The organism is Nocardia vinacea NBRC 16497, assembly GCF_000308835.1.
In the GTDB taxonomy this organism is placed as follows: Bacteria; Actinomycetota; Actinomycetes; order Mycobacteriales; family Mycobacteriaceae; genus Nocardia; species Nocardia vinacea.
The window spans coordinates 1-18,148 of the sequence record NZ_BAGN01000398.1 but is presented as its reverse complement, the minus strand read 5'-3'; the positions used below and the strand labels follow the sequence as shown (position 1 = coordinate 18,148).

The 18,148-nt window shown below is 65.8% G+C and carries 20 protein-coding genes; 13 read left to right on the top strand and 7 right to left on the bottom strand.

What is annotated here, in order from left to right:
• Nucleotides 1-12 precede the first annotated feature (12 nt).
• The 4 genes from ON44_RS37095 to ON44_RS37080 are packed head-to-tail and all read left to right on the top strand — an operon-like array spanning nucleotide 13 to nucleotide 4,018.
• Nucleotides 13-1,062, top strand: coding sequence for a helix-turn-helix domain-containing protein (locus tag ON44_RS37095; RefSeq protein WP_040699221.1), 1,050 nt, complete (start codon nucleotides 13-15; stop codon nucleotides 1,060-1,062).
• Entirely contained in the window at nucleotides 1,059-2,498 is a 1,440-nt protein-coding gene (locus ON44_RS37090) for a pyridoxal phosphate-dependent aminotransferase (RefSeq protein WP_040699219.1), read from the top strand. Before ON44_RS37095 ends, ON44_RS37090 begins: the two co-directional genes overlap by 4 nt.
• The gene (locus ON44_RS37085; protein WP_040699218.1) at nucleotides 2,495-3,415 is read left to right on the top strand and encodes a Rossmann-fold NAD(P)-binding domain-containing protein; all 921 of its coding nucleotides are present in this window, start codon (nucleotides 2,495-2,497) and stop codon (nucleotides 3,413-3,415) included. The genes ON44_RS37090 and ON44_RS37085 overlap by 4 nt, the downstream gene beginning before the upstream one ends.
• A 39-nt stretch (nucleotides 3,416-3,454) precedes the next feature.
• On the top strand, nucleotides 3,455-4,018 hold the full coding sequence (locus ON44_RS37080) for a TetR/AcrR family transcriptional regulator (protein ID WP_051182868.1): 564 nt from the start codon (nucleotides 3,455-3,457) through the stop codon (nucleotides 4,016-4,018).
• Here the strand turns inward: ON44_RS37080 and ON44_RS37075 are convergent.
• The 3 genes from ON44_RS37075 to ON44_RS37065 form a co-directional block, all read right to left on the bottom strand.
• Nucleotides 4,006-5,163: a permease gene (locus tag ON44_RS37075; protein ID WP_174415232.1), complete on the bottom strand. Its 1,158-nt coding sequence runs from the start codon at nucleotides 5,161-5,163 to the stop codon at nucleotides 4,006-4,008. The genes ON44_RS37080 and ON44_RS37075 overlap by 13 nt on opposite strands.
• Before the next feature lie 32 nt (nucleotides 5,164-5,195).
• The gene (locus ON44_RS37070; RefSeq protein ID WP_083898382.1) at nucleotides 5,196-6,263 is read right to left on the bottom strand and encodes a metallophosphoesterase; all 1,068 of its coding nucleotides are present in this window, start codon (nucleotides 6,261-6,263) and stop codon (nucleotides 5,196-5,198) included.
• A 176-nt stretch (nucleotides 6,264-6,439) separates the two neighbouring features.
• Nucleotides 6,440-7,360 (bottom strand): esterase/lipase family protein, encoded by a 921-nt coding sequence (locus ON44_RS37065; RefSeq protein ID WP_245567492.1) that lies wholly within the window; start codon nucleotides 7,358-7,360, stop codon nucleotides 6,440-6,442.
• A gap of 181 nt (nucleotides 7,361-7,541) precedes the next feature.
• Here ON44_RS37065 and ON44_RS37060 point away from each other — a divergent pair, with 181 nt between their 5' ends.
• Both ON44_RS37060 and ON44_RS37055 read left to right on the top strand, forming a co-directional pair.
• On the top strand, nucleotides 7,542-8,765 hold the full coding sequence (locus ON44_RS37060; protein ID WP_157187499.1) for a lipase family protein: 1,224 nt from the start codon (nucleotides 7,542-7,544) through the stop codon (nucleotides 8,763-8,765).
• 121 nt (nucleotides 8,766-8,886) lie between these two features.
• Nucleotides 8,887-10,908 (top strand): glycosyltransferase family 39 protein, encoded by a 2,022-nt coding sequence (locus ON44_RS37055; RefSeq protein ID WP_040699217.1) that lies wholly within the window; start codon nucleotides 8,887-8,889, stop codon nucleotides 10,906-10,908.
• Here the strand turns inward: ON44_RS37055 and ON44_RS37050 are convergent.
• Nucleotides 10,881-11,471 (bottom strand): carboxymuconolactone decarboxylase family protein, encoded by a 591-nt coding sequence (locus ON44_RS37050; RefSeq protein WP_040699216.1) that lies wholly within the window; start codon nucleotides 11,469-11,471, stop codon nucleotides 10,881-10,883. The two genes, ON44_RS37055 and ON44_RS37050, sit on opposite strands and share 28 nt — an antisense overlap.
• A 59-nt stretch (nucleotides 11,472-11,530) precedes the next feature.
• On the opposite strand from ON44_RS37050, the gene ON44_RS37045 reads away from it, so the two are divergent.
• The 3 genes from ON44_RS37045 (at nucleotide 11,531) to ON44_RS37035 (ending at nucleotide 13,632) form a co-directional block, all read left to right on the top strand.
• Entirely contained in the window at nucleotides 11,531-11,881 is a 351-nt protein-coding gene (locus ON44_RS37045; protein ID WP_051182875.1) for a winged helix-turn-helix transcriptional regulator, read from the top strand.
• 41 nt (nucleotides 11,882-11,922) lie between these two features.
• Nucleotides 11,923-12,495 carry a TetR/AcrR family transcriptional regulator gene (locus tag ON44_RS37040; protein WP_040699214.1) on the top strand — a complete coding sequence of 191 codons (573 nt, stop codon included), beginning with the start codon at nucleotides 11,923-11,925 and terminating at the stop codon, nucleotides 12,493-12,495.
• 96 nt (nucleotides 12,496-12,591) lie between these two features.
• Entirely contained in the window at nucleotides 12,592-13,632 is a 1,041-nt protein-coding gene (locus ON44_RS37035) for a medium chain dehydrogenase/reductase family protein (protein WP_040699213.1), read from the top strand.
• Between the two features lie 8 nt (nucleotides 13,633-13,640).
• On the opposite strand, the gene ON44_RS37030 is transcribed toward ON44_RS37035, so the two are convergent.
• On the bottom strand, nucleotides 13,641-14,084 hold the full coding sequence (locus ON44_RS37030; RefSeq protein ID WP_040699212.1) for a membrane protein: 444 nt from the start codon (nucleotides 14,082-14,084) through the stop codon (nucleotides 13,641-13,643).
• A 292-nt stretch (nucleotides 14,085-14,376) separates the two neighbouring features.
• Between ON44_RS37030 and ON44_RS37025 the strand changes: the two genes are divergently transcribed.
• From ON44_RS37025 to ON44_RS37010, 4 genes are all read left to right on the top strand, one after another.
• Nucleotides 14,377-15,327 (top strand): GlxA family transcriptional regulator, encoded by a 951-nt coding sequence (locus tag ON44_RS37025; RefSeq protein WP_040699246.1) that lies wholly within the window; start codon nucleotides 14,377-14,379, stop codon nucleotides 15,325-15,327.
• Between the two features lie 117 nt (nucleotides 15,328-15,444).
• Nucleotides 15,445-15,630: a hypothetical protein gene (locus tag ON44_RS37020; protein WP_157187498.1), complete on the top strand. Its 186-nt coding sequence runs from the start codon at nucleotides 15,445-15,447 to the stop codon at nucleotides 15,628-15,630.
• 92 nt (nucleotides 15,631-15,722) lie between these two features.
• Complete coding sequence (locus ON44_RS37015; RefSeq protein WP_051182866.1) at nucleotides 15,723-16,055, top strand: hypothetical protein; 333 nt, start codon at nucleotides 15,723-15,725, stop codon at nucleotides 16,053-16,055.
• A gap of 395 nt (nucleotides 16,056-16,450) precedes the next feature.
• Nucleotides 16,451-17,209, top strand: coding sequence for an alpha/beta fold hydrolase (locus tag ON44_RS37010; RefSeq protein WP_040699210.1), 759 nt, complete (start codon nucleotides 16,451-16,453; stop codon nucleotides 17,207-17,209).
• A 6-nt stretch (nucleotides 17,210-17,215) separates the two neighbouring features.
• Here ON44_RS37010 and ON44_RS37005 read toward each other — a convergent pair whose 3' ends face one another.
• Both ON44_RS37005 and ON44_RS47875 read right to left on the bottom strand, forming a co-directional pair.
• Nucleotides 17,216-17,758 (bottom strand): Rv2240c family protein, encoded by a 543-nt coding sequence (locus ON44_RS37005; RefSeq protein ID WP_040699209.1) that lies wholly within the window; start codon nucleotides 17,756-17,758, stop codon nucleotides 17,216-17,218.
• A 220-nt stretch (nucleotides 17,759-17,978) separates the two neighbouring features.
• A complete protein-coding gene (locus ON44_RS47875; protein ID WP_373283269.1) occupies nucleotides 17,979-18,137 on the bottom strand; it encodes a DUF305 domain-containing protein in 159 nt (52 codons plus the stop codon).
• Nucleotides 18,138-18,148: the final 11 nt, after the last annotated feature.

The window sequence follows — 18,148 nt, the reverse complement described above, 5'->3', positions numbered from 1 at the left end:
TGGAGGCGCGGCATGGCTGGCTCAGGGCCGGACGGTGAGCAGGTCGGGGATCTGGTCCGTCGGCTCCGCACGGAACGCGGGTTCACCCAGGCCGCACTCGCGGCCAGGACAGGTTGCTCGCGCAGCCTGATCCAGCAGATCGAGAACGGGACTCGGGTGCCACCGCTACCGCTGCGCGAACGTCTCAGCCTGGCGCTCGGCCAGGAATTGCCCTCGACCGACGGTATCGCCGACGATCTCGCCGGCGGCGGATATCACGATCTGCGCATGCGCTTCAATGTCCTGCTCGGCAAGGACCCTGAACTCGTCGAGCGCGCGCTCGGCATCGCTGGCAGCCTGATCGACGCGACCTTCGCGCGGGAGGAGATCGAACCGCTGCGCATGATCGCGGATCGGCAGTTGGAGCGGGCCGAGGAAATCCTGGCGCAGATCCCTTCGCGCAGCGCGACCGTCTGGGAATGGAATACCGTCAGCGACTGGTTGATGATCCTCGAGCAGGCCAAGGCGTCGGTCCGCGCGATCCACACCGCTGATCTGGGCACCATCGGCGGCGATGTCGGCGACGACTATCACGCCGCGATCCTGCGCCTGGCCGATACGACCCATCCGCCTCGAATCGATGTGCGACGCATGTATGTCCTCGACACGATCGAGGATGTGTGGCCCTATGACGACAAATTGTGGAAACAGGCGCGTGCCGGTGTGGAGAGCGTGCTGGTCAAGCGCGAGCACGCGCGCAATGCGCAGAGCATGCTCATCGTCGACGAAAGGTACGTCGCCGTCGGTGAATACGACTATTCCCGGCAGGCGCGCGTGGCGACCCGGTTCTCGGCCTTGAAGCATGATGTCGCATTCGCGGTGCGCCGGTTCGAGCGTCTCTATGAGCTGAAGGTTGCCGGTTCGGGCATTGTCGTCAACGATATCGTCGCGTCACCGGAACTGGCCGGTTACGAGCGCCTCACCGAGGGCGATTGCCGAGGTCTGTTCCGCGCGGCGCTGGAACAGAGTTGGCGCGGGATGACCGCGCCCGGAGAGCCGTCCTTCGAAAGTGAGGTGTCGTGACTCGGCAGGCTGATAACGATCGGCTGCCTTGGCGGACACCGGCACCCAGCCTCGCCGCCCGCACCAATCGCTCCGAGGAGCGCAAGCGGGAAGTGCGTCGGCATCTGGGTGCGCGGCCGCAGTTCGCGGGGACGGGCGACCGGACGTATTCGGATGTGCTGGACGCCTACCACGGCGAGACCGGTCTGCCGCTGGCCGAAAGTGCGGTCGCCGCACTGGATATGGCATGGCGCGAACTGATGCATACCCAACCGCCGGACGAATACGCCGATGGCACGCTGTATCACAAGCGACAGCCGCTGGTATTGCGAGAGTTGGCAGCGCACAAGCTGTTCGGGCGATTGGCGGAGCCGGCCGGCGGGATACCTGGGGTCCGGGTATCGCCGGAGGAGGTCGTTGTCTGTCCGTACTCGAGCACCATGCTGCTCGAGGAGGCGGTCGCGACGCTGGCCCGCCCCGGCGGTGTGATCGTGTATCCGGAAGGCCTGTACAAGAGTTCAGGCATTCATGTGGAGAAGTACGGTCTGCGGATGGAGGCGTGCCCTGTTGCGCCGGACGACTCCTTCAAGATCGATCCGGATCTGCTCGAGTCCTGCCTGGACTACTTCGCCGACCGTGACGAACTGTGCGGGGTGCTGCTCACGCTGCCCGGAAATCCGGTATTCACCGACTATTCGGCCGAGGAGTTGCTGGCGATCGGACGGGTGCTCGTTGCCAGTGGGGTACCGGTCATCTGCGATATGGCCTTCGATTGCATGGTGGAGCAGCACATTCCGATCGCCGCAGTGGAGTTCGCGACCGACGATGGTGTGCGTCGGCTGTACGACCAGGTACTCACCATTACCGGAAACTCCAAGGGCTACAACGCCTTCGGACCGTGCAAATTGGGCGCGGCCTGCTCGGGTGATGCCGAATGGCTGGCCAGGATTCGCGAGCGGCTGACCATTTCGTTCCAGCGCGAGTCGACGCATCTGGCGCGGGCGATTGTCGAGCACACGCCCGAGAGTTACTTCGCGGAGAACCGCGTGCGGATGCTCGACCAGCTGGGTCGCGCGCACGGCCACATCGATGCGATCAATGCTCGGCTCGGTGCGAAAGTCATTCGGCCGCTGGGTAGTCGGCAGGGCATGTTCCTCACCGTGGTCTTCGACGATGCGGTCCTCGACCAGGCAGGCGTCGAAACCAGTGCGGAGATAGAGGATCTGCTGCTCGCCGGTGCCGGAATCGATAGTGTCGCGCTGGACCGGACCGGATCCGAGCGACTCGGTGTCCGATTCAACGTGCTCGCGCCGCGCAAGGCGCCCGGGCACGAGTCGGCGGATCTGGTCGAGGAATTATTCGACCGGCTCGAACAGCTTCTGTATGAGATCCGGAATGGGCTGACCTATCCCAAAGTGCTGGCCGGGTGTGGTTTGCCCGTCATCGAACAACAATGATTATCGGAGTTCTGCGGGAAACCGCTGCTGAGGAGCGGCGCGTCGCGCTGATACCGGACGATGTACGCGGGCTCGCGGGCGTGCGGGTCATCGTGGAGCACGATGCGGGCCGGTCCATCGGGTTCGACGATGCTGACTACCTGGCGGCCGGGGCGCAGGTGGGCGAGCGGGCGGAGATCTTCGCGCATTGCGATGTGGTTGTGTGGGTGAAACCTCCGGCATACCAACTGGATTCGGTGCGACCGGGTATGACCCTCATCGGATTCCAGGATCCACTGCATCGCCACGACCTGATTGCGGGACTGCGCGCACGCGGCATCGAATCCGTCGGCTATGAAACCGTTCCACACTCTCGCCCCGATATCGATGCGCTCTCCGCGATGAGCCGGATAGCGGGCGATGTCGCCTACGAGCAAGGGCGACAACTCCTTTCGATCGAGGGTCCCGTGCGCGCGTTGATCCTCGGTTGCGGGCAGGCCGGACTTGCCGCCATCGCCGCGGCCGCTGCCCGCGGCGACGAGCCGACCGCAATGGGCAACCGCAAGGAACAGGAGTCCACCGCAATCCGGCACGGTGCCAAGGCATTCCTGCCGAATCCGGACGGGCTTCTCGCCCACCTCACCACCGACCCGCCCGATCTCATCATCTGCGCCGCGGTGCACCGCGGCTCCCGCGGCCCACTGCTGCTGGACGCCACCGCGCTGGACACACTCCGCACCGGGACAGTGATCGTCGATCTCGTCGCCAAATCCGGCGGCAATTGCGTTGCCACCGTCCCGGATCGCACCGTAACCCTCCCGAACGGAGTCATCGTCACGCACCGGTCGAACTACCCGACCCTGCGTCCGGTGGAAGCGAGTCACGCCTACAGCGCCGCCACCGCCGCCTTGCTGAAAAGTCGTACTGCTCGGTTTTAGCTGCCGAGGCGATCCGCGATTCGTGCCTAAACTGGCCCGATGGCAAAACGGGGTCCCTACGGCAAGGGCATAGAACGACGGGAGCAGATCCTCGATGCCGCGCTGCGCACGATCGCCGAGCGCGGGTACTCGGCCACCTCCATCGCCGAGCTGGCCGATGCGGTCGGGCTGAGCCAGGGTGGGCTGCTGCACTACTTCGGCTCGAAGGAGGAACTGTTCATCGCCGTACTGCGCAAGCGCGACGAATCCGACGCCTCCGCATTACACGGCTCCGCACCCGAGACATTTATCGAGGTCGTCCGCCGCAATACCGAGGTCCCCGGCCTGATTGAACTGTTCACCCACATGCAGGCCGCCGCCTCCGACCCGACCCATCCGGCCCACGATTACATGCGACAACGCTATCGCCTTGGCATCCAAGCCTTCTCCCACGCACTCCGCGAAATGCAAACAGCGGGCACCCTCCCCGTCGATATCGACACCGACAGCGCCGCAACCATGTTCTTCGCCCTCGCGGACGGCCTCCAAGCCCGCTGGCTGATCGACCCGACCATCGATATGGCGGCTCACCTCGAACAGGCCTGGCACCGCTACGTCATGTGATCGTGCTCGCTGTCGGGGGAGCCGCCCATCATGCGCAGCATCGGGATTCCGCCGGTGCGTACGAAGATCGTGATCAAGGCGGCGGCGAGAATGAGGAAGGCGATATTGAGCCAGGTGGTGTAGTTCCAGCGGATTCCTTCCGCCATCACCATGGCGTTGCGCTCGGTGGGGATGAGATTTGTTGTGCTGAAGAGGATTTCGACGACATATCCGGCGCCGACCATTGCGGTGTAGAAGGTGGCGAGCAGAGTGAGGGTCATGCGGGTGCCGTAGTACTTGCGGTAGATATTGAGGATCGGGAGGATCAGCAGGTCGGCGTAGATGAAGGCGATCACGCCGCCGAAGCTGATGCCGCCGTTCCACAGCACCGCGGCCAGCGGGACATTGCCGATCGAGCAGACGAAGGACAGGATCGCCACCAGCGGCCCGACGATCGGTCCCCAAATGGCCGACAGCAGTGGATGATCGGTGAGGAAGAAGTTCTGCCAGAACGTCTCCGGCACCCATGCGCCGATCGCGCCCGCGATGAGCAGACCGATGACGAGATCACGCAGAATCGCGGCCCATTCCATCACGAAAACATGGGAGACCGCGGTAAGCCCCGGCCGCGACAGCAGCCTTCGTATGAAGGTGCCTTCGGCGGCAACCGCCATATCCATGGCGGCATGGCCTTCCATCGATCCGGCGAGCCCACGGTCGGCTTGGCGGCGGGCCTCCTCGACGAGCTTGGACCGCACGAACAATCGGAAAAGCACCGCGAGCAGCACGATCATGATGGGCCCGCCGACGAATTCGGCAGCGGTGAACTGCCAGCCCATCAGCAGCGCCAGGATGACGCCGAGCTCGATGACGAGATTGGTCGAACCGATTTCGAACGCCATCGCGGCGGTGAAATTCGCCCCCTTGCGGAACAGCGAACGAGCCAGCGCCACGGCCGCATACGAGCACGACGAGGAGGCCGCGCCGAGCCCCGCGGCAATGGCGAGGGTGCGCGGCCGATCATCGCCCATCAGCCGCAGAATGGTCGACTTGCGCACCACCGCCTGCACGACGGCCGACAGCGCGAAGCCGAGAATGAGAGCCCAGAGTATTTCCCAGGTCATCGACCCGGCCAGGGATAGCGCGTGCCAGATAGCGTTCACCACGCGAAGCTATACCCCTACGGGGCAAGTCTCGTTCAGGCGCTGCGTAAGACGAGGACGGTGATTTCGCTGGGCGCGAAGACCCGGAATTGCGGACCCCAGAACCCGGTGCCACGGCTGGTGTAGAGCTGGGTGTGCTCGCCGTGGCGGCTGAGACCGGCGACCACGGGTTGTTCGAGGCGGACCAGATAGTGGAACGGCCAGATCTGGCCGCCGTGGGTGTGGCCGGAGATCTGCAGGGCGACGCCGGCCGCGGCGGCCTCGATGACCTGCCTGGGTTGATGGGCCAGCAGGACGACCGGTGCGTCCGGATCCGCGCCCGCGAGGGCGGCCGGGAGGTCGGGCCCGTGTCCGGGCAGGCCGACGCCGGTGGGGTCGTCGATGCCCGCAAGCACCAGCCGGTCACCGCCGCGGGTGATCGTCTCGTGTTGGTTGTGCAGCGGCTGCCAGCCGATCGAGGTCATATGCTCGATCCAGCCCGGTGCGTCGCCGAAGTATTCGTGATTGCCGGTGATGTAGAACCGCCCGAGCGGAGCCTCGATCTTACCAAGTGGATCGACCTGCCGATGTCGCTTCTCGACCGAGCCGTCCGCGAGATCGCCTGCGTGGCAAGCGATATCGGGCTGCTGGGCATTCACCACATCGACGACCTTCTCCGACCAGCGCAACCGGTCGAGCGCGGCGTAGTGCGTATCGGTGATGACCACCATGCGGAGTCCATCGAGTGCCGGTGCGAGCCCGCGGATCGCGACATCCAGAGTGCGCACCCGAGGCACCCGGCGCGCCTCGATCACACCCCAGACCGATAGCGCGGCGGCGATCACGAATACTCCGGCGGCGACGACTCTGGACCGCGCCGGATCGTCCACCCCGCTCACGGCCAATCCGAGCCCGACCACATTGCCGAGCACCGACCAGCTGAACACCACCCACATCAGCCCGAGCAGCGTGTCGCCGACGATGGATGCCGCATCGTGCTGCCTCGGACCATGGCCGAGAAACATCGCCGCGGGCAGACATACGGATCCGGCCAGGAAAACCGCCGAGCCGAGCCAGCGCAGCGGCCCGTCGGTCGTGGCGCCGATCAAGGTCCACCAAGGCACACAGGAACAGCAGGGCGGGAATCGCCAGAAACAGGACGATACGCGGAACGTATTTCACGAAAGTTCATTCCTCGCGGGGGACGGTGCGGCGCACGGTCCCACCACCGGAGCACCATGGGCGCTATCGACGATAACAGCGTTGACGCAAGTGCGTCGGTGACCGCAATCCGCGCAGGTCAGCCTTGGCAGGCAGCACCGCTATAGGCCGGATCGAGGGCTTTCTGAACGACGTAGCCGACGGTGGGGGATTCCGGTAGCGCGCCATGGTCGAACTCGTCGTCAGGGCACAGGTCCTGCACCCAGACATTGTCGACCGTGGCCCCGATTCCGGCGGTGAGAAAGGTCGCCTCGGGCGGGGTGACGACCCGATCGAGACGGCTGGCGATAACCGTGTAATTGACTCCGGGCTCGGTATCGCCTCCGGCATTGAGGCTGCGCAGGAATTCACTATCGATCAGCTGTTGCGCCGCGGCCGTGCCCAGATATCTAGCGATCACGCCGAGGATCGGCCCCTGCGCACTTCCGGTCGGCAGCAAAAAGCCGAGCCCTTCGGCGGTGGTGCCGTGATTGGTCGCCGCGATGGTTATCAGATGATCCACCTTGTTCTCCGCGGGATCCCGCTGATTCGCGCCGCCGTCGAAGCGCATGAATTGCCGAACCAGCGGACCGCCCTGGGAATGCGCGACGATATCCACCTTCGGGACACCGGTGGCCGTACGCACCTCATCGACGAATCGCGCGATTTCCCTGGCCGAGTTGCGCATATCCGCGGTGCCGTAGACGCCGGGTTGTGCACCTCGCATACTGGCGATCGCGCGCCCGTAGCTCAGCGAGAATACGCAGTAGCCCTGCGCTTTCAGCTGCGGTGCGAGCACATCCCACGAGTTCTGATTCCCCCAGGTGCCGTGAACCAGGACGACGGGTTGTGGATGCGCCGCCGACGGGCGGCAGGTCCAATCATTGGCACCGGCCGGTGGCACGCTCCCGTCCGGACGTGCATCGTCGGCGTGCGCCGGAGCGCGCACGCCGAACAGGGTGCCGATGAGTACCGCGGGCACGATAATCGGTAGGAGAAGACGCGAACTTTTCGCAAACACCGCAAACGCTCCTTCGCTCACAAATCGGGACCTGCAAACGAAACACGCCATCGGCTCGGTGATCTGGGCCGAAACGGCTGACAATCGCCTGGTTAATAACATGACAGCGAATGCGGAGCAAATACGCTCGGTCGGCTGGCGAGTCGCGGAAATACGAGTCGGCGGTGTCACGATGGTCCGTGTGGTCGTTCGAGAGGAACCCGAGTTCATGCGCAGCACACCGAGTTCGGTAATCGCACTGCTCGCCGCGGCACTGCTCGTGGCCCCCGCCTGCGGGTCCGATAACGCACCGGCGGTCGCGCGCGGCGAGGTCGTCAGCACCACGCCGGTCACGCAGCTGTCGGCGGAACAGACAACGACCTATCTGACCAGCGCGAATATCGGCACTTCCGCGCGCAATGGCGTCGATGCCTATCGTGTCGTCTACCGAACAGTCACGCCGGAGGGCGGCCCGACCACGGCGAGCGGCCTTGTCGTCCTGCCGCGCACCGAGTCTCGGCGGCTGCGCGTCGTCACCTATGAGCACGGCACGCTGGTGCTGAAAAGCGATGCGCCCTCGGTGAACGACACGCGTGCCGATCGGGCCCGCACCATCATGTTCGCCGCGGCGGGTTACGCGGCCATCGCACCGGATTACCTCGGCCTCGGCGAAGGCCCGGGTGCACATCCCTACACCCACGCGCCCTCGGAGGTCAGCGCCTCGGTCGATCTGCTGCGCGCCGCCCGCACCATGGCCGCCGGACAGCAGCACGACCTCGATTCCGATGTCCTCGTCACCGGTTTCTCCCAGGGCGGCCAGGCCGCGACGGCACTGGGCAAAGCGCTACAGGGCGGTGAAGCCCCTGGCTTCGGATTGGCCACGCTGGCACCGATCAGCGGCCCCTACGATGTTCAGCACGTCGAAACGCCCGGCGCCATCGAGGGCCGGGTCCTCCCGGCGGTCGCGGTCTTCTTTCTCGCTTATTGGATCACCGCGATGAACCGGATCTACCACTTCTACGACCGGCCCGTCGACGCCTTCCAGGAACCGATTGCCGATCGCGTCGAACAACTCTTCGACGGACAGCAGAACGAGATCACCATCGGCACTGCCCTACCCGTGCGCCCCGAACTCTTGTTGACGCCGAAGTTCCTTGCCCTGGCACAAGATCCGAGCGGAACCGCGCGCGAAGCGGTGGCTGCCAGCGATGGCACCTGCGACTGGACCCCGCGCGTTCCGGTCCGCCTCTATGCCGCCACCGGCGATCGAAATGTGCTCTACGCCAATGCCGAACACTGTCTGCAAGCCATGCGCACCGACCTGGCCACCCTCACCGATCTCGGCGATATCGACCACTCCGCCACCGTGCGCGTCGCGCTCCCGCAAATCCTCGACTGGTTCCAACGCGAAATTCCGGCGACCTGAACAGCTCAGTTACCGCACCAAGCGGCCCAAATCCCCTGGTCACAGGGATTAGGGTCAGGCTCACAGCGGACTGACAGGAAACGCAAAGGGGGTCCACCGGGACGGCTGTGATACTCCCCAGGTGACAGTGACCAGTGCCCCGGCGTCCCTGCCCGAAACGACCCCACCCGATACGACGCCGCCCCATACGACCCCGCCCGCACCCGCGACAGCGTTGCCGCCGATCAGACGGTGGGAGCGCATCGGACTGGCGGTTCTGCTGATCGCGACGGCCGTGGCCTATCTGTGGAATATCACCGTCAATGCCATGGGCAATGGCTTCTATGCCGCCGCGGCCTGGTCGGGCTCGCGGGACTGGAAGGCGCTGCTGTTCGGATCGCTGGATCCCGGGAATTTCATCACGGTCGACAAGCCGCCGGTATCGCAGTGGGTGATGGGACTTTCCGGTCAGCTGTTCGGATTCAGTAGTGCGAGCATGCTGATACCGCAGGCGCTCATGGCCGTCGCGACGGTCGCGCTGATGTATGGCGCGGTGACCAGGGCGGCGCAGAGCCGCGGCGCGGGACTGCTCGCCGGTGCCGTCTTCGCGGTGACACCGGTGGTGGCGTTGATGTTCCGGTTCAACAATCCCGATGCGGTGATGGTCCTGCTGATGACGGCGGGCGCGTACTGCACGATCCGGGCACTGCGGCAGGCGAGTGTGCGGTGGCTGATGCTGGCCGGTGTCGCGCTCGGCTTCGCATTCCTGGCGAAGATGCTCGAGGGATTGATGGTCTTGCCCGCATTGGGCATCGCCTATCTGATCGTCGCGCCGACAAAACTGCGCACGCGGCTGTGGCATCTGCTGGCCGCGGCGGGCGCGCTGGTCGTCTCCTCCGGCTGGTTCGTGGTGCTGACCATCCTGTGGCCGGAATCCTCGCGGCCGTATCTGGCCGGATCCACGAATAACACCTTCATGGATCTGGTGCTCGGCTACAACGGCTTCGCCCGCTTCCTCGGCCGGAACCACAAGGGCGGCAACCGCTTCGAGCTGCCACCCGGCTACGAAATGCCGCACAATGCCGGAGGCGGACAGGGGTTCGGCGGATTCGGTTCGGGGCCGGACCGGCTGTTCACCGGCGAAATCGGCTATGAAATCTCCTGGTTGCTGCCCGCGGCGATGCTCGCCTTCGCCTTGGTGCTGGCATCCCGGTGGCGCGCACCACGCACCGATCTGGTTCGTGGCGCGGCATTGACCTTCGGCTTGTGGCTGATCATCGACGGCATCGCCTTCTCGACGATGAAGGGCGGAATGCACGCCTACTACACCTTGGCGATCGGGCCGGCCGTGGCCGGAATGTTCGCACTGGGTGTGCACGAAATGTGGCGTCGCCGCGCCGACGCATTCGGTCGAATCGGTTCCGCCGCACTCATTCTCACCGCCGGTGTGTGGGCCTTCGTTGTCCTGCAGCGGAATTCGGATTGGCAGCCGTGGCTGCGCTGGACGATCATCGTGATCTCGGTGCTCGCGGCGGTAGGTCTGCTCATCGCATCTGTTCCGGCGGCCGGGCGACGGCGCCTGCGGGACCGGGTGACCTCCGTGCTGGTGATCGCGGGCATCATCGCGGGTCTGGGTGGTTCGACGGCATACGCGGTGGCGACGCTGCCGCAGTCGCATACGGGTGGCGGCCCGACGGTCGGGCCGGCCAAGGCACGCAAGCCCGATTCCCAACAGCAATCCCAGGTGGGCCGGATCATGGGTGGCAACTTCGCTGAGCCGCAAGTGGTGAGCATGTTGAGCGACACCACGACCCGCTGGTCGGCGGCCGTAGACCGCTCCTCGACCGCGGCCACTCTCGAATTGGCCAGCCGCACGGCGGTTATCGCGATCGGCGGCTTCACCTCCGAGGATCCGGTGCCCACCCTCGATCAGTTCCAGGAACTGGTCCGCACCCACCAGGTCCGCTATTACCTGGCACAGGAAGTGCAACTGCCCGATTCCTGGCGCGTGCGCAACCAGGGTGATACCGCGACACCGGCCCCGGAAGACGAGCCGTGGCGACCCATCGGCCACAAGGACATCGGCGACTGGGTCGCCGCGCACTACCAGGCCGTCCACATCGGCAATGTCGCGGTCTACGACCTGGCCGCGACACCGAACTGAGGGGTGCCTGCCGGAAACCGCCGTGCCCAGGGTTCCAATTCGATTCGGGCACTGTTGATTACGGTGCTGAGCATGCGATACCAACCCGCGATGATGATCAGCTCCAGGATCTGGTCGTCGTCATAGCGCTCGGTCAGTCGGGCCCAGACGACATCGGAGATATCCCCGGCGTCGTGCAGTTCGTCGGCCAGCCGAACCAGCACGCTGTCCGCGGCGGTCCAGGCCGGATCATCGGCCGGACCGCTTGCGGCGGCATCGATTTGGGCAGTGGTCAGGCCCACGGCAGGACCCTGGACCACCGCGTGCACGCCCCACTCGTACTCGGCGCCCGCCCGAGCGCAGGTGCGATGGATGACGATCTCGCGGTCGCGCGGCGGCACTCGGCCGTGGCCGAGTATTCCGGCGCCGAGTGGCCGCATTCGCGAGAAGAGTTCGTCGTGCACGGCCAGCGTGCGGAACAGCGCCAGCGGCTCGAATGCGGCTTCCGGCGGCATCCACTTCTTCAGTTGCGCATCGATCTCGGGTGCGTAGGGCGGGCGCAGTGGGGCGATTCGGGTGGTCATCGATCAAACCTCGCTAGACTTGGCATCATGCTTCGAAAAACAGAGCAAGGACGATGCCGATGGTAGCTTCGGAATCCGAAGCAGGCAAGGCGCCGATGGTCGGTAAGTCGGTGCGCGGATCGCGCACCGGCCGCCCGATCATGGCGCTGCTGGATCTGCTCGGACGGCGCTGGACGTTGCGGGTGCTGTGGGAATTACGTGACGGTGCGAGCGTCACCTTCCGTGAATTGCAGAGTCTGACCGGCGGTGTGTCGGCCAGTGTCCTGAATGATCGGCTGCGCGAATTGCGCGAGGTGAACATTGTCGAGACCGATCCGAGCGGCTATCGCCTCACCGCCGACGGCCTCGATCTGGTCGAAGCCCTTGGGCCACTTCAGATCTGGGTTCAGCGCTGGTCTGACGACGGCTGAGGGTTGACAGCAGCAGAAGGAGTGAGTGTATAGTCACTCACATGAGCAGGCGCGGAGTTGTTCTTTCTACGTCGGAGATCCGGCGCGAGGCGGTGGTCGATGCCGCGATCGCCGAATTCGCGCAGACCGGATACCATGGGACGCCGATCAATACCGTTGCGGCGCGGGCGAATATCTCGCCCGCCTACGTATTCAAGTTGTTTCCCGGCAAGATCGCGCTGTTCATCGCGGCGCTGGACCGGTGCTACGAGCTTGTGGAGCGTGCGCTGTCCGCGGGTGCCGCGCGGGTCGATGGTGCCGAACCCGATGCCATCCTGCACGAAATGGGTGCGGCGTATGCGGAGTTGATCGCAGATCGAAATCTGTTGCTGCTGCAGGTGCATGCGCAATCGGCGGTCGATATTCCGGAGGTCGCCGAGGCGGTGCGCCGCGGGCTCGAGCGCGTGACGACCTTCGCGAAGACGCGCTCCGGTGCCGATGACGCGGCGGTGCAGCGCTTCATCGCCTACGGACAACTCTGTCATCTGATCACCACGCTCGGACTCGATCGTCTCGACGCCGACTGGGCGCGAATGCTGAGTGCCGGTATTCGGCACGTCGATCCGACGACGTGAGGTGGTTGTTTCAAACGACCGTTGCCCCTGCGGGGGCACTCTTTTTAACCATGAAGTGACTGTTCGATCACTCACTCCGAATCGAAAGGCAAAACCATGAACACCCAGGCAACCCAGATTCTGCTGCCCGGCCCCGTCGACCCGACGGGCTTGCAGGTCACCCACCGTGAACTGCCCGCACCGGCCGACGGTGCGGCCATGATCGCCGTCGAGGCCAGTGGCGTCTCCTTCGCCGAACAGCAGATGCGCCGAGCGAAGTACTACGACCAGCCGCCCTTCCCGTTCGTGCCCGGATATGACCTGGTCGGCACGGTGACCGAGATCGGACCCGGGGTCGATCCGGCGCTGCTCGGACGCCGCGTCGCCGCACTGACCAAGATCGGCGGTTGGTCGAGTCATATCGTGCTGGCCGCTGCGGATCTGGTTCCGGTGCCCGATGGCCTGGATCCCGCGTCGGCCGAGACCTTCGTCGTGAACGGCATTACCGCATGGCAGATGCTGCACCGCATCGCCAAGGTTCGCGCAGGTCAGACCATTCTGGTGCACGGCGCCAACGGCGGGGTCGGCTCGACGCTGGTGCAGCTGGCCCGCCACGCCGGTATTCGGGTGATCGGTACGGCGTCCGCACGGCATGCCGAGGCCGTCGCGGCGCTTGGCGCGGAGGCGATCGACTACCGCGGCGATGTGGTGGCACAGGTTCGAGCGCTTGCGCCGGGCGGGGTGGACGCCGTCTTCGACCATGTCGGCGGGCCCGGGATCGTGGACTCGTTCCGCCTGCTCGCGCCCCACGGCACGCTGGTCTCCTACGGCACCGCATCCACCAAAGACGATCCGGGCAACTCGCGCCTCCCGGTGCTCGCGCTGGTAGGCCGACTGATTTGGTGGAACCTATTGCCCAACAAGCGGAATGCGCACTTCTTCAATATCTGGGCGGGCCAGCGCAATCGCACCCGGTTCCGCGCCGCGATCGCGGCGGATCTCGGCGCGGTATTCGAGTTGGCCGCGGCGGGCAGCCTGCGTGCGCAGGTGGCCGCTCGTATTCCGTTGATCGAGGCCGCCCGCGCGATGGAGCTCGCCGAATCCGGCACCGTCACGGGCAAAGTCGTCCTCGTGCCCGGAAACCCACTGCCGCACTGAATCTTTGGTCAAGCCCCGGTCGTCGAACCGGGGCGGACGATCATCAGGACGGTGACCACGGCCCACAGGAGGTTGAAGATGCCGGTGAGCATGGCCAATTGGGCGGTAGCGGGGATGGTTTGCGGCAAGGCGGCGAGGATACGGGATTGGTCGGGCAGGATCGCCAGCGCGAGGATTCCGGCGGCCACGCCGGTCAGGGCAATGGATATGGTGAGCCAGATATCGCTGAGGACGCCGAGGCCGGCGGCGGTGGCCAGCCCGAAGACCGGGACAGCGAGGCCGATGGTGGCGTAGACGCGGCAGATCCGGTGCAGGTTGCGTGCGATGGCCAAGCGATGTGGGTCGGTCTGGACCTGGCGGACGGTGGCGGGGAACATACTTGCCGCCACCGTTACCGGGCCGATGGCGATAATGGCCGCCAGAACATGCAGGGAGAGTAGAAGTTTCGTCACGGGCGGCGCTCAGATGGCGATGGCGGCGGCCCCATCGGGCAGCTTGCCGGCCTCGAATGGCGCGATGACATCCAGCGAATCGAATCCGTCGAATAATACGAACTGGGCGAGCACCGTGTCAGCTCCTTCATCTTGTCGGTGCTGCCGACGGTAATGATCGGCGAGCGGTGCGGGAACTGGCGGAATTGCCATATGTCAACGGATTCTCGCCAATCGCGCTGATCTGCATAAATCAGTAATGTCGCAGGTCACACCCATTGGCGGGAACCTCGCGATCGCCTACGGTTTCGGCATGCACACTGTGGCCGTTCTCGCGCTGGACCAAGTCCTGCCCTTCGACATGTCCACGCCGATCGAATCCTTCACCCGCAGCCGCTTACCCGACGGCCGCCCCGCCTATCGGGTTCGCGTCTGCGCGGCCGCGCCGACTGTCGAGACCGAACTGTTCACCATCAAGGCGCGCTGGGGGCTCGAGGCATTGGCTGAGGCCGACACGATCGTGCTTCCCGGTTGCGCGGACCCCACCGTTGCGGTCCCGGACGATGTCATCGAGGCACTGCGCGCGGCGGCGGCCAACGGCACCCGCATCGCCTCGATCTGCGTCGGTGCGTTCATCCTCGCCGCCACCGGTCTGCTCGACGGGCTGCGCGCCACCACGCACTGGCTCGCCGCCCCGACCCTCGCCGCCCGCTATCCCGCCATCGATGTCGACCCCGATGTGCTCTACGTCGACAACGGACAATTCCTTACCTCCGCCGGTGCCGCCGCCGGAATCGACCTGTGCCTGCATATGATTCGCCGCGATCACGGTTCCGCGGTGGCGGCCGACTCCGCCCGCCTCGCGGTCATGCCATTGGAACGCGAAGGGGGACAGGCGCAATTCATCGTGCACGACCAGCCGCCGACGCCGCAGGGTGCGTCGATGGAACCGCTGCTGCGCTGGCTGGAGGAGCACGCGACGAGCGCACTCACCCTGGAAGATGTTGCGGCCCAAGCGAGTATGAGTCCGCGCACGCTCAACCGCCGCTTCCGCGAACAGACCGGAACCACTCCGCTGCAGTGGCTGCACCGCGCCCGCATCCGCCAGGCCCAATACCTACTCGAAGCTACCGACCATCCGGTCGACCGCATCGCCACCCAGGTCGGCTTCGGTTCGCCCACCGCCTTCCGTGACCGCTTCAAACGGGTGGTCGGGACCAGCCCGCACACCTACCGCTCGGCTTTCCAGAGCCGGGTCCGCTGACTTCAACTGGCGAACAGTCGATTCCAGCCGGGCCGGAGCGCGACCTCTCGACGGCGGGTGGCCATCACCGCGGCATCGTGCAGCTGCGCCGCGGAAGAGGTTGCCGTTCGTCTGCTCGTGCCCTTTTCCGCGGGGGTGATCGAAGCGCCGGACTGGCCGGGGCAGGTCGGAATCACCGACCGCGGTGCACTTCTCGTGCGACCCGATCGGATCAGCACCCGGCGGGCGCCGATCACCCCGCCGGATCCGGCCGACGATCTCATTCGCGCGCTCGCGCGAGTGCTCGGCCGTACCGTCGGCTAGCTCACCTGCCTGTTTCGGATCCTCACATCGGGGGCACCTTATAGGCATCAGGCATAAGCACCCAGCCTGACAGCGAAATGTGAGGTACCACCATGACAGCGGAAGGGCCGTGGGAGATTCCCCCGCTCGACGACGCTCCGGATATCGCCCGCGCGACGGAGCCGCAGCCGGGAATTACCTTGGCGGACGCCAGAAATTGGCCCGGGTTCGTCCTGCTGATCATCGGCGGACTCGTCGCCATCGTCGCCGCGGTGATCGGGGCGGTCGGCTTTCCTGGCACCGCGTTCATCTTCGCGCTCGCCGCCGTCGCCGCCTCGCTGACCGGTATCGCCCTCGTGCTCTTCGAGCGGCGCGGCCGCCGTCCGCGGTCGGGTGCCTCGGACCAGCCCGCCCCTTGGCAACCGACCGTCCCACCCGGCGCCTGATTCATCCCGTATTCGACCATGCACCCCTTGGCAACCATTGCCGCCGTTGGTATGTGCCGGATTTCGGCGCTCAGTGTCGCGGCCGTGGGCGGGCGCCGTCCCCGCTCGGCAGCGGTTCGATACCGATACGCTCGTCCCAGATCAGATCGGCGAAATTGACTGTGCCACAGCGGCATTGCGGCAGGCGGACGCGGTGGAAAATTGATCAGCGCCGTGGCAGCAGCAGGAGCGTAATCCGTGCGCCGGGCGGCGAGTGCGGTGCCCGCAGATCGTCGCCGCGCAATGTGGCAGCACCGCCGCTCGCTCGTCGAGGAGCGCGCTGGAGTGCTGAGGATGCCCGGGCGCGGATACTCTGGCGTAGTTGCTGCTCGCGCCGACCCCAGTGAGGAGTTCGCATGACGGAGATCAGTCTGCAGATCCACAGCTGGGGTGCCGGACCACCGGTGGTGCTGGTGCATGGCGGGATCCTCGGTGGTCGCGAGACGTGGCGGGCGCAACGGCCGCTCACCGAGCGGTGGACCCTACTCGCACCGGATCGGCCCGGTCACGGCGGAACTCCCGCTGCCAGACAGGATTTCGAACCGGAAGCCCGGCTCGTCGCCGACCAGCTCCTGGGCCGGCCGGTGCACCTGGTCGGCTTCTCCTACGGCGGACTGGTCTCGTTGTACGCCGCCGCGTTGCGCCCGGAGCACATCCGATCGCTCACCGTCGTCGAACCGCCGCTGTTCGCCGTCGCGAAGGGCAATCCGGAAGTCGATGCCACGAGTAAGGTGACCCGCGACATCATCGAGGACACCTCGGCCTCGCCGGAAGCCGGTTTGGCGCGGTTCTTCCCGGTCGCGGGCGTGCCGATAACGCTCACCGACCCCATCCCGCAGGTGCTACTGGACGGCATGCGGCAACTCCGGGGTGCGCGCCCACCGGACGAAGCGGAGCCGCCGCTGGACGCGTTGCGCGCCGCTGCCTTCCCGATCCTGGTCGTCTCGGGCGGTGACCGACCGGTCTACGAGGCGATCTGCGACGCTCTCGCCGAGCGCACCGACGCCGAGCGCGCCGTCTGCCCCGGTATGGGACATCTGGTGCCCGACACCGGTGCCCCGTTCAACGAACTGCTCGAAGACTTCTTCAACCGTGCCGACCGGAACGCAAAATAGACTGCGTCAGTACGCTTTACAAGCGTCCTCGGCGACGTTCTTGGTGGCGTTGAACTTATCGATCGCGGCATTGAGGGTATCGGTCGGCGCGCGCCGGTCGAGAGTGTCGGCCAGGGCGTTGGTGTCGTCGCGGTAGCTGCGCAGCGGGCCGGCGACGGCCAACGGCACGTCGGAGGTCACCTTCGAGTCGATGGTCCGAGCGCTATTGCGCAGTGCGGTAACGGCGTCATTGGCCTTGGCGTTGGTCTCCGGATCGTTGACGCCCTTGTTGTTGCTCGCGTCGATGTAGTCGTTGAAGGTGCGGATCGAGCTGCTGTTCGCACTGGTGAAGGTGTCGCAGGCGGTACCGGCCGCACGTTCGGCCGCCGCCGCGCGGGAGGAGGACGCGGCCACCGACGACGCCGTGACCTCGGAGGCGTATGCGGCCAGTTCGGTCTGGTTGACCTGCGCGCTGCCGTTGATCTGCTTCGAGCACGCGCCGATGGTCAGGACACCCACCGCGGTGGCTGCCGCCGCGGCGACAAGGCCGGTCCGCTCTAGTCGTCGCATGTCGGTTCCCCTCTCTCCCCTCCGAACATCCGGCCGCTGGAGGCGCGTAGGAAGCCGGACGTAAAGACCGTACTTGTTCGCGACCGTCGACGTCAGCCGACCGAACCGATATCGATGACCAACCGATATCGAACAGCCGAAAAAGCACTGGTCAGGAACCGCGTGGTCGGTGCGGAGCGCACCGGAACGCGGTGGTTCCGGTGTGCTCCGCGTCGCTGGGTCAGCGCTGGCCGAGCAGCCCGCGCATGGTGCCGATCTCGGCCTGCTGGGCGGCGACGATGGCGGTGGCGAGAGCCTTCGCGTCCGGATTGACGCCGCCGGCGAGTTCGGTGTTCGACATGGCGATCGCGCCGGTGTGGTGCTCGATCATCAGCTCCAACCACTGCCGGT